This window comes from Metabacillus rhizolycopersici (assembly GCF_020075705.1).
In genome coordinates, this window is the sequence record NZ_JAIQUM010000047.1 from 12,535 (window position 1) to 24,526 (window position 11,992).

Below are 11,992 nucleotides of genomic sequence, written 5' to 3' on the forward strand. Positions count from 1 at the left end.
ATATTAATAAAAATAGGAAAATGTAAACTTAAGGTTGTTTGTAGGAATAATTATTTACGGGGGTTAGTTAAATAATATGCATTATGATGTAATTGTAATTGGAGCAGGTTCAATGGGGATGGCAGCAGGTTATTTTTTATCAAAGAGTGGAAAAAGAACTTTATTATTAGATTCCTTTAACCCACCTCATGACAAGGGAAGTCATCACGGAGACACAAGAATTATTAGGCATGCTTATGGAGAAGGAGAAGATTATGTTCCGTTAGCTCTCAAAGCTCAAGAATTATGGCATGACTTAGAGAAAGTTACTCAAAAACAGTTATTTCTCCAAACTGGAGTTCTTAACGTTGGTAATGAAAAATCGGATTTCATCCAAAACATAATCTCTAGTTCAGAGAGATATTCGTTGCCACTTGATGTTCTAGATTCAAGTGAAGTGAATAAGCGTTGGGCTGGTATCACTTTACCTAACGATTACATTGGGTGCTTTGAACCAACATCAGGAGTGCTAAAATGTGAAGATTGCATTGAAGCATATAGGGAACTTGCAGAGCTACATGGAGCTTCAATCTTAACAAACAGTAAAGTAAAAGAAATAGTAGTTCATGACAAAAAAGTAACGATCAAGACCGAGGAACAGACTTTTTACTCTGATGCATTAGTTGTTTCAGCAGGGGCATGGTCAGGGAGTCTCCTTTCCATGTTAAATTTGAACCTTCCTCTGAAACCGACTAGAAAAACATTTGCTTGGTTCGATGCCAATGAACATTTGTATAATCATAAAGATTTTCCAGCTTTTTCATTTGAGACATCTCAAGGCCTTTATTATGGCTTTCCAAGCATAAATGGCTCTGGATTAAAAGTAGGTCGTCATGATGGAGGAGAAAAAATAAATCCAGATGAATCGATACTAGGGTTTGGTGAAGTAGAGGAAGATGAAGCAGATTTAATGCAATTTTTGAATGACTACATGCCTTTTAAACAACAATTAAAGTACGGTAAAACATGCATGTATACACTTACTCCTGATGAACACTTTATTATTGATTTGCATCCTACATATTCAAATGTTGCCATTGCATCAGGTTTCTCAGGACATGGCTTTAAATTTAGTAGTGTTGTTGGTCAGATTTTAGGAGAATTGATTATTTCAGGGAAGACTGAACAAAATATTTCTCCATTTTCAATCAATCGATTTATAAAAAGCCTCTAATGAAAGAGGACGTTAGATAGTGGTGAAGTATTAATTTTGTATATTAAGCTCTTACGCAATCGGGCGCAATTCTAGTACAAGGAATTGTGTCTTTTTTAGTTATCATGAACTATTTGATGCCATTCGGAAAACAATCAGGGAGTAATCTTAACATTTTCTCAACTAATTGATTCTAAATGGTACTATGAAAGTATTATGTTTAACGCGAGGTGATGATGTAGATGTTAAAGTTAACTCGAGATACCCAATACATTAGGAGCGTCTATCTTAAAAGAGATCTTATCTCCTCTTATGATCATTTCCCACTTAACCTCCCAGTCGTTCAGAACTTCCAGGAATTATCCTTTCATCCCAACGTTACTTATATTGTCGGTGAAAATGGGATGGGAAAGTCTACTCTACTCGAAGGTATTGCGGTTGCATTTGGATTTAACCCAGAAGGTGGTACGCTAAACTTTAACTTTTCGAATTACGATTCACATTCTAATTTAGATCAATACCTCCGATTAGCCCAGGGTGTTTACAAGGCAAAAGATCATTTTTTCTTTAGGGCAGAAACCTTTTATAATTTAGCGACAAATATAGAGGACTTAGATAACGAGCCAATGAGTGGCCCTAGGATTATTGATTCCTTTGGCGGAAAATCACTCCACCAGCAATCTCATGGGGAATCCTTTTTCTCAGCTTTTATCGAACGTTTTGGGGGCAATGGGATATACATCCTAGATGAGCCTGAAGCTGCGTTGTCGCCATTAAGACAAATGTCGATGTTAGCCAGAATCAATGACCTTGTGAATCAAGGATCCCAGTTTATCATTTCTACTCATTCACCAATTATTATGGCATACCCAAATGCTAAAATTGTCCAACTAACAGAAGAGGGCATGAGTGAATCAAGATTGGAAGACACGAATCATTATTTGATTATGAAACAGTTTTTTGAAGATAAAGATCGGCTACTGCACCATCTTTTCCAATAAAGTATCGTGCTAATGTTATTTATTTTTAATGCAAGGGTGCTTTAAGGGGAATACAACATTTGCAATAATCTTCCGCAATCGGACGCAGTTCTCTAGTAAGAATTGTGTTCTTTGTTTTTGTTGGGAGCTTTTCTGGAACATAGAAAGTGTCTTTTTAATAGAGTAAAGGATTGTGTTAAATAACAAATTTTGAAATAATTGGTATTAAGTAGTATGGTAGGATTATTGAAGAACCTTATTATACAAAAGAGAACCTTGGAGGTGCCTATGTATACATACGACTCATTTGAAACATTAGGAGCATTCACATTATTAAGACCTATCTTTGTCACGTTTATAATTGCAGCTTTATTTATGTTTTTCATTATCATCATACCTAAATTAAGAAGAAAAATGACGAGTGGTTTATCTGTGGTGGGGTTATCATTTGTTTCAATAATCGCATCTGCTCAATTGCTATACTATGATGCAATAATCGTTGATGAACTTGGTTTAGGCGGAGATGAAATTACTACCTATATGTTCTTTGTAATCTTACTTTTTAGTATCATTAACCCAATTATCTTTTATATTAGGCGTAAAAGAACAGAAGTATCACAAATAAATCTTCCCCAATAAGAGCGCGATTCTTCGATAAAGAAGGTCGCTCTTTTTCTTATTCAAGTAACAGGTTAGGTTAAGCTTATGCTGAATTTGATTCATAATGGCACGATGCGTTTTAGTAAACTACATCGTGCCATGCCGGGTGTTACCCCAAAAGTAGCTCTTTTGTTTTTACTTGTTTAATTCTGGCTTTAGTTGCGGTGATGGTTTAACGTATTTCGTTAATAACCAACGTGAGATTGGTCCAACAATTAGTAACTGAGCTGGAAATGCTACGATAAAGTTTAGACCAACTGTTTTAAGATACGCTGTGAAAATTGAACCTTCAATTCCGATCATTAACGCCGTTAAAATAAGTCCATATACTGACATAATTAGAACCATTAAAGGGACCATACAAAAGGCAAGCGCCACAATAAAGTTGATTTCCTTGGATTTATCATAAGGTAGTGATAATGCCATTTTACGCGCTTTCGGTTCAACTATTGACTCTACGATAAAAGCGATGATAAATGTTATGACAAATTGAATCACTGCACTTCCTACTGTAAACGATGAAAACCCGTGTAAAGCTGTGTTGTAAACTGACATAATCAGAACCATTCCAAAACACATAAATAGTCCAAAAATAATGCCTTCTTTTTTATTACTTGGCAAATTAAAACATCCTTCCTTTTTAAAACATAGATTTGATTATATATAACTAAAAGCTTTTACATAAGTGACAACTTTATGACTTTTTTAGGCTATGTTAAATTACACTACTATTTTGACGTATCCGCTATCCCACTTGAGTATTGATCAACAGTACAAGAATTTTATAGTTTCCTATAACGCAGAAAAGGAGAATGGATTCCTCCATTCTCCCAATCTACCTATTTATTAAGTGACAAAATCAAACTGCTTCTGTCTCCCACTTTTTATCATCTTGTACGAATAAAATCCCTAGCTCATGATGCTCTCCATCATATAATGTCCGTTGCGTAAAACGAATTTCTCCATTAATTCCGATGACATCAAGTTTGCACATGGCACCATTTTTCTGGAGTGATTCGTAAAATTCATCAACTGTTTTAACAGCTTGTCCATTTACCTTCACGATCATTTCTCCAACCTGCAGATTCATTCTTTCAGCTGGTGATTGTGGCAAAATACCTAAAATCATCAACCCTTGATCTCTTTTTGAGAAGTAAAAAGCAGCCGAATTGTCGTTCATTCGTTGACGAATTGTAATAATCTCACGCCCAACAATTGCGATGATGACGGCGATAAACGCAACGATTGGCAGCCAGATACTTACCGCTGCTACTGCGAGTGTAAGGACACCTAGCCAAATGACACGTTTTCCAGTCACTTTTATACTCTCCTGTGGTAATGAACCTTGTATGCGCTGATGGAATCCGATAAAAAATGGAATAAACATCAGCAAAAACGGCTCGCCATTAAGGGTCAACACAGGCCACCACGGCAAAGTGGACGTAAGCTCTCCACCTGGTACAAGAAATAATAGTGGAAGCATCCACGTCCGATTCGCAACATGTGTACCAATCGGCAGACCTCTTGTACTTATTTTTAAGTAAGGTGACGTATGTTTATGTCCTGAACGGTAAATTAACACACCTTCAGCAATGACGAGTATGCCTAGTAATATACTTAATGACGCATAGCTAGTATTTGGAAGCCCAACAAAGAACTCCGCAATTCCATCCATTTGCCCATTCGTTAAAATCACTGTAGCAAGAAGCGTTAATCCAATTGAATAAACAGCAGATAGCAGACGCAATTGGAATGTAACCGCCAACACAGCTGTTACTATCGTTAATAAGACAAATATTCCAAAGGGCAGACTTAAGCCAATTCCAAACAGAATAAGCGAGGCAATACAGCCAATGACTAATCCCTTCGTATACGTAAACTTCATTTCATCATACGTGTCTTGAATGCGTATATGGAAAGATTTCCTTTCACGCTTGATACGAATAGATCCGTACGCATGTGTCATAAGGAGGAACAAATAAAATAGTGGATGAATAAAGAAGCGGCCAATAGCCCATAGTAACTCAAGTAACCAATTTTCTATCAAAGCAGTATCCCACCTTATTGTTTCTACCTTCATCTAGTAGGTTACTCATATTTTACCATCTTAGGTGAAAATTGAGTATGCTTATTTTAAGTTGTTCCAGAGACTCGTATTCGAGAGTGAAAAATCGCTCAATAAGCTGTCCACTTCAATATGCAATAGATCCTTTATCATTTGCATCGACTTCTTAATATCCGTCAAATTAATAAAGAGCCGCTTATGATTTTCAATTAAATAAGTAAAATATTGCTCAACACATAGTTTATCAACCTGGTCGATCCTTTTGATTGCTGAATAATTTGCTAAATACATGCAAAAGAGTCTGATCCATTTACTTGAACTAGCAGGTGTATGAGACGTTGAATTTTTTTTACTTAACTCAGTTATCAAACGTTGATAAATCTGTTCCTTCTGATAGCTAGACTTTTTCATCCTGAATATCCCGCCTTTCTCCACTTTACGGAAGTCTACTGAACAATGTTTCTATACTAATTCGGACCAATCGTCACTTTTACGTCCTCTTTTGTTGAAAATCGTTTCGCAAGAAAAACGCAAGCGCTTTGTTCAGACTCGGGCATAGCATAAGACGCTTTTGAATAGAAGGTGTACTTTGCCTTCAATTCAAAAGCGACTGTAGACTCAAGAGGGGCTGGACGCTTGCGCTGGACACGAAAACTAAGTCAAAAAATTTATACTTTATCCTTCACAAAAGGCTAAAAGAGACTGACGTATTGATCAGCCTCTTTGATTGCTTATTTAAACAACGCCTTCATTGCCATTTTTAGTTGGAGATCATTCTCATCTTTTGCTTTTAGTTCATCAATTTTTGTATTCATCGTATCCGCGGTTTGAATATCGATTTTTCCACTCAGCGGCAGCTCATTTATTTGCTGAAAGGCCTTTACAGCTGTTTCTGTTTCCTCGCTAAAATAACCATCTTCTCTTCCTGGTTCGAAGCCTAGGCCTTTTAACACTAATTGTGCCGTTTTGACTTGGTCATTGTTCATGTCTAACACTAAGCTTTTTTCCAACTGAAGTGGACTAAGTTGGAAAATCGGAGGCTGTTCAACTTTCATTGTCGGTTCAACACCTTTTTTATGAATCCAGTTCCCTTCAGGTGTTAACCATTTATAAAGCGTTAGTTTTATGTTGCTTCCATCTCCCATTGGCACCGCTTGTTGAACGGTTCCTTTTCCAAACGAGGTTTCGCCAACTAGTTCATAATCGGATGCTTCCTTTAAAGCCCCAGCAAGAATTTCAGATGCTGATGCACTTCCCTTATCAATTAAGACAGTAATAGGGTATTCCTTTTTCTTAGACAGCTTTGAGAAATAACGTTTTTTATCTCCGTTACGCTCTTCGATTTGGATGTAAGGATGGTCCTTTGTCACAAATTGCTTTAAGATTTCTTCTACACTTTGCAAATAACCACCAGGATTTCCCCGGACATCTAAGACGAGCCCTTTAATTTGCTCTTCTTCTAATTTCGTTAAACTTTTTTGAAAATCCTTTGCCGTGTTTTCTGAAAAAGTAGTAATTTGAATGTAGCCAACCTTTTTCCCATCTTGCTCTTTCGTAGACGCAAACACTGTTTCAAGTGGAATCTCATCGCGCACTACGTCAAACGAAAGCTTTTCTTTTGAATTTGGCCGTATTACTTCAATCGCAACCTTAGTTCCCTTTTTTCCACGGATTTTCAACACCGTCTCATTCAAGCCTAGGCCTTCAACGTTATCACCATCTATGCTAACAATTTGGTCATTTGGTCGAAGTCCAGCCTTTTCTGCCGGGGAACCTTTAAAAGGAGAGACAATCGTCACTTTCCCACTTTGCATTCCAACCTCTGCACCAATGCCTTCAAAGGAAGAATCCAATGACTGTGAGAATTGCTGTGCCGTTTCTTTATCCATGTAGACGGAGTACGGATCATCCAACGTCGAGAGCATGCCTTGGATTGCTCCTTCTAACAGCTTCTCTTCGTCTACATCCTCAACATATTTCGTTGAAATTAATTCAAGTGCTTGTTGAAACTTATCAAACCCCTCAATTTCTGCTGCTTGTTCTTCCGCAGGTGTCACGTTTCCTAGTGTCGGAATCGCTTCCTCCTCTGTTGGAGCATCAGCGTGAGAAAGCTCACCCCCAACATACATGCCACCTGCGCCAATGACTAAGCCTAGTGCTATCAACAATGCGGTTACTCTCTGTTTCATCGTCTACCTCCTATTTCCAACGTAGCTAGGTTTATGTAAGACAGCTTCTATTTAGACTTTTTTTAGTATATGCGAAGCTTGTACAAATCATGTAAAACAATTGAGAAAAGCGCAAGCGCCTTGATCAGCCCAAGGCAGGCATAAAACGCACATGAATAGAAGGCGTTCTTTGCCTTCAATTCATGTACGTCTTATGACCTCGAGGCAGTTACGAACGCGACGTCCTGTCGCTGTAACTGCACTTGCACGTCCTGTGCTTCGGGGCTAGGCCGCTTGTGCTAGACACCAAAACTACGATCAAAAAACTTATACTTTCTTATCTTGTGAGAAATACGGAAGGTCGTTACTAAAACATTGGCAAGCGATTGGAGCTAGTGAAACAGATGTAGGAAAATCAACGTGCGATACGAGTTATTGAGAGGCTAATTTCGTCTGAAGGTGTTTTTTAGATGTAAGAGCTTTTAAACACGTATATACAAAGGATTTAGATCAATTTAGATAGGAAGTCATGTGTGTAAATACTTAAAAACTGTATTTATGTTGCGAATTCATTAAAATATGAAAAGTGTAGTTCCTCATACACAGTTAATAAGGCACGAATCGATTTTTTATTAACATTTCTGTAAAGTTAAATTTACATAATTCGTAAATTCCCTTAATTTTGCTCTACTATTATTAATTTTATGTTGAAAAATTTCATAGGGGGAATCATAGTGAACGTTTCGAAAAAGGTAATCGGCGTGACATTGGCAGGCGCTTTAGTCTTAGGCTCTTTGGGCTTGGCGAATAATGGAGAAAAGGTTGAAGCTAAAAAAGATCCAACAAAGGCAAAAAACGTCATTATGTTGGTCATGGACGGGACAAGCGCTGGTGCAACAACCTTAGCTAGATATTACAAGGGAGAAAAGCTTGCATTGGACGAGATTATGACAGGTGGAGTTAGTACATTTTCTGCAGAGTCTGCCATAACAGATTCAGCTCCTGCGGCTACAGCATTAGCAACTGGAAACAAATCCAATGATAAATATGTTGGGGTGTTACCGAGTGTAGTTAACTCACCAGGAGTAGATCCATCCTTAACTAAAAATGCATTTAAACCAGTAGTAAATGTGCTGGAAGGTGCAAAAGCATCTGGAAAAGCAACAGGGATTATCGCAACATCTGAAATCCAGCATGCAACACCAGCAGGTTTCTCCGCACACGTAGATCAACGTAGTAATTATGATACAATTGCCGAACAACAGGTATATCAAGGGATAGATGTTGTCCTTGGTGGAGGTAAAGAAGCATTAGAGCTTGGTTCGGGAAAAAATAACCGTAAAGACGGCGAAAACTTAATTGAAGTAATTGAAGAAAAGGGATATGACTTAGTTGAAACAAAAGACGCTCTTTTGAACTCTAAATCCAAGAAAATTTGGGGTGCTTTTGCTCCAAACGCATTGGCTTATGATTTTGATCGTGAAGAAACAAAACCAGAAGAACCAACATTAGCGGATATGACTGGTAAAGCAATTAACACATTATCCAAAGATAAAGATGGCTTTTTCTTATTCGTAGAGGGAAGTAAGGTTGACTGGGCTGCACATTCCAATGATCCAATTGGAATCATTGGAGACGTATTAGCATTTGATTCAGCAGTAGAAAAAGCATTAGACTTTGCAAAGAAAGACAAAAATACGCTAGTTATTGCCATTACTGACCATGCTAATAGTGGAATTACAATAGGTAACTTGAATACTTCAAGTTCATATCCATCTATTCCAGTTTCTGCATACATTGATCCATTGAAGAAAGCTTCAATGACACTTGAAGGAGCTTTAACAAAATATAATGCCGGAGAGGTTTCACTTACTGAGGCAGCAGCTTTATATGGTTTAGATCAGTTATCAAATGAAGAATCAGCAAAGTTAAAAGCGTCTAAAAACTTAGGAAAAACGTTTGTCGAGTTACTTTCAGCACGAGCTAATATCGGCTTTACAACAGGTGGTCATACTGGTGAAGATGTATTCTTATACTCTTATGGACCAGGAAATCCAGTAGGATTCATTGACAACACAGATATTGCACATACAATGGCTGCTTCAATGGGCTTTGATCTGAAAAGGCTTGATAAAAACATGTTCATTAAAGCAAGTGATGCTTTTAAAGGAGCAACGCTAAAAACCGATAATACGGACGGAAAAAATCCGGTATTAACTGTTAAAAAGGGTAAAAAGGTTGCAGCTTTCCCAGTCAATAAAAATATCATGATCATTAATGGGAAAGAAACGGAATTAAATAGCATCGTTGTCCAAAGCAAAACAGGTGAATTTTACGTATCAAAAGATACAGTAAATACATTCGAAAAAGCAAAATAAGTTCTAATGGGGCAATTGTTGAATATGAACAATTGCCCTTCTTTCATTTTTAAACTAAATCAGATAAAGTGATACTTCCATCCGTGGTGGTTTTCTTCATCCCCCACTGATGGTTAGCGAGACTTATCACGCTCAGGAACGCCAATCCTGTGGCTTCGCCTGACTTGGACGTCAATCGTTCGTCGGATCTTTACGGGCAGTTATCTCCCACTTATCTTCTTTGCTTCTCTCCAATCTTTCGTTAAGAGTTTTACTGCCCGTTAAGGTGGGATAAACTTTGCCTACATCGTTACCATTTTCGCAAAGTTACATGTTTGCTTTTTTCATAGATTTCATATCAAAACGTTGCTGAATTATCTCTCTTCTAGTGGAACATAGCTTCTACTCTGTGATCCAACATACTCTGCTCTTGGACGAATTAAACGATTATTTGCATACTGTTCAAGAATATGTGCTGTCCAGCCCGAGGTTCTGCTAACGGCAAAGATCGGAGTAAAGAGATCTCTTGCTATCCCTAGACTATGATAGGTAGATGCTGAGTAAAAGTCCACGTTAGGAAGAAGCCCTTTTTCTTTTGTAAGGATTTCATCAATTTTGACGGAAATTTCATATAATTTGTCCTGTCCTTTAAGCGCAGTCAATTCTTTTGACATGCTCTTTAAAAATTTGGCACGTGGATCCCCAGTCTTATAGACGCGATGACCAAATCCCATAATTTTCTTCTTCTCAGCTATCGCTTGTCGAATATAAAACTCAACATGTTCAATGTCTCCAATTTCCTCTAGCATTTCCATAACAGATTCATTCGCGCCTCCGTGCAAAGGACCACTTAATGTTCCAATCGCCGATACAACGCCAGTATAAATGTTCGCAAGCGTCCCGACCGTTACACGCGCGGCAAAGGTTGAGGCATTTAGTTCATGATCTGCATGAAGGATCAGCGCTGTATCCAATGATTTGATCGCGATCGCCTCAGGGTTTTCACCATTTAACATATATAAGAAGTTTTGAGCAAAGGTAAACTCTCGTTTTGGTGATAGGATCTCCTTATCTTCTCTTACACGTTGAATCGCAGCTACTACACTTGAAATCTTTGCTTGTATATTTAATGCCTTGCGAAAATTCGCGCTCTCCGACATATCATGTGCATCTGGGTCATACATCTCGAGCGCTGATACAACTGTTCTAAGGATCGCCATTGGGTGAGTATGTTTAGGGAAAGTTTTTAGTAGGGAAATGATTTCGTCGGGTAAAATACCTTGAGAAGCAAGCTCCTTCTTTAGCTGAGTTAATTGTTCAAATGTAGGCAATTCATCATGCCACAGCAAGTAGAGAACCTCTTCGAATCTAGCATGCCTCGCTAATTCATCAATATTGATTCCCCTATAGGTTAGTACACCATCAATAATCGAGCTAATTCCGGATTGTGTCGCCACAACCCCTTCTAATCCTGCTGTTGTCATAGTAATCGCTCCCTTTTACTGTTATTTATAGTAAAATAGTAAAAATATGAATTGGCTATTCATTCAGCGGGGTTTTCTTTAACCCCACTGAAGACTAGCCAGACCTATCTTCATCTCTTTACGGGTAATGATTGATTCTCCCTGAATCATGGGGTAGGGATTTTTCAGCCCGTTAAAAATGAGATAAAGCGAGACTTCCATCAGTGGGGGTTTTCCTTATCCCCCACTGATGGATAGCGAGACTTATCGGGCTTTTACGGGCAGTTATCCCCCACTTTCGCCTCTTTGTGATTCACTCAAGCTTAGAGGTGGGGGTATTACTGCCCGTTAATGCGGGATAAAAAGACCAGGCAATCTTACTATTTAGCTAAAAGTTCAGCAGCCACTGTAAACTCTGCTTCTGTTTTTTCTTTTACTTCATCCACAGTCACATCACCTAGCGTTTCAATCAGCACCATACCCTCAGGCGTAAAATCAAAAACAGCAAGGTCCGTAATTAATCTGTGCACAACCTGCAGACCAGTGAGAGGCAGTGTACATTCTTTTTTGATTTTCGTTTCTCCGTGCTTATTCACATGCTCCATAATGACAACGACCCGTTTTGCCCCATTGACAAGGTCCATCGCTCCACCCATTCCTTTGACCATCTTTCCAGGAATCATCCAATTGGCGAGATCTCCCTTTTCAGACACTTCCATTCCACCAAGGATGGCAAGGTCGATATGTCCCCCACGTATCATCGCAAACGATTCCGCACTATCGAAAAAAGAGGATCCCGGAACCGTCGTTATCGTTTCTTTTCCAGCATTAATTAAATCTGCGTCTTCCTCACCAGACACGGGATAAGGTCCAATCCCAAGCAAACCATTTTCCGACTGAAGCAATACATTAAAATCTGATGGTATCTCATTTGCAATTAGTGTTGGCATACCGATGCCAAGGTTTACATTCATTCCATCCTCAATTTCCTGAACTGCTCTTTTTATAATTGCTTGACGTGAATTCATCATCTACGACCACTCCATTTCCCGAAAATTTGTCCCACCTTAACGGGCAGTAAAACTCCCACTTCAAGATTAGAGAGAA

10 protein-coding genes are annotated in these 11,992 nt (G+C 38.4%); 4 read left to right on the forward strand and 6 right to left on the reverse strand.

Annotation, left to right across the window (positions count from 1 at the left end; genetic code table 11):
- Positions 1 to 76: 76 nt before the first annotated feature.
- The 3 genes from solA (at position 77) to K9V48_RS18190 (ending at position 2,811) form a co-directional block, all read left to right on the forward strand.
- Positions 77 to 1,213, forward strand: coding sequence for an N-methyl-L-tryptophan oxidase (gene solA, locus K9V48_RS18180; RefSeq protein WP_224140578.1), 1,137 nt, complete (start codon positions 77 to 79; stop codon positions 1,211 to 1,213).
- A 221-nt stretch (positions 1,214 to 1,434) separates the two neighbouring features.
- Positions 1,435 to 2,193 (forward strand): AAA family ATPase, encoded by a 759-nt coding sequence (locus K9V48_RS18185; RefSeq protein ID WP_224140580.1) that lies wholly within the window; start codon positions 1,435 to 1,437, stop codon positions 2,191 to 2,193.
- A 267-nt stretch (positions 2,194 to 2,460) separates the two neighbouring features.
- On the forward strand, positions 2,461 to 2,811 hold the full coding sequence (locus K9V48_RS18190) for a hypothetical protein (protein WP_224140582.1): 351 nt from the start codon (positions 2,461 to 2,463) through the stop codon (positions 2,809 to 2,811).
- Between the two features lie 156 nt (positions 2,812 to 2,967).
- On the opposite strand, the gene K9V48_RS18195 is transcribed toward K9V48_RS18190, so the two are convergent.
- From K9V48_RS18195 to K9V48_RS18210, 4 genes are all read right to left on the reverse strand, one after another.
- A complete protein-coding gene (locus K9V48_RS18195) occupies positions 2,968 to 3,453 on the reverse strand; it encodes a DUF2798 domain-containing protein (protein WP_224140584.1) in 486 nt (161 codons plus the stop codon).
- Between the two features lie 238 nt (positions 3,454 to 3,691).
- Positions 3,692 to 4,879 (reverse strand): PDZ domain-containing protein, encoded by a 1,188-nt coding sequence (locus K9V48_RS18200; protein WP_224140585.1) that lies wholly within the window; start codon positions 4,877 to 4,879, stop codon positions 3,692 to 3,694.
- Positions 4,880 to 4,960: 81 nt separating this feature from the next.
- On the reverse strand, positions 4,961 to 5,308 hold the full coding sequence (locus K9V48_RS18205; RefSeq protein ID WP_224140587.1) for a swarming motility protein SwrAA: 348 nt from the start codon (positions 5,306 to 5,308) through the stop codon (positions 4,961 to 4,963).
- Positions 5,309 to 5,628: 320 nt separating this feature from the next.
- A complete protein-coding gene (locus K9V48_RS18210) occupies positions 5,629 to 7,086 on the reverse strand; it encodes a S41 family peptidase (protein WP_224140589.1) in 1,458 nt (485 codons plus the stop codon).
- A 683-nt stretch (positions 7,087 to 7,769) separates the two neighbouring features.
- On the opposite strand from K9V48_RS18210, the gene K9V48_RS18215 reads away from it, so the two are divergent.
- Positions 7,770 to 9,443, forward strand: coding sequence for an alkaline phosphatase (locus tag K9V48_RS18215; protein WP_224140591.1), 1,674 nt, complete (start codon positions 7,770 to 7,772; stop codon positions 9,441 to 9,443).
- A 353-nt stretch (positions 9,444 to 9,796) separates the two neighbouring features.
- Here K9V48_RS18215 and K9V48_RS18220 read toward each other — a convergent pair whose 3' ends face one another.
- Together K9V48_RS18220 and K9V48_RS18225 are read right to left on the reverse strand one after the other, a co-directional pair.
- The gene (locus tag K9V48_RS18220; protein WP_224140593.1) at positions 9,797 to 10,906 is read right to left on the reverse strand and encodes a citrate/2-methylcitrate synthase; all 1,110 of its coding nucleotides are present in this window, start codon (positions 10,904 to 10,906) and stop codon (positions 9,797 to 9,799) included.
- A gap of 359 nt (positions 10,907 to 11,265) precedes the next feature.
- Positions 11,266 to 11,916, reverse strand: a complete 651-nt coding sequence (locus K9V48_RS18225) for a 3-oxoacid CoA-transferase subunit B (protein WP_224140594.1) — start codon at positions 11,914 to 11,916, stop codon at positions 11,266 to 11,268.
- Positions 11,917 to 11,992: the final 76 nt, after the last annotated feature.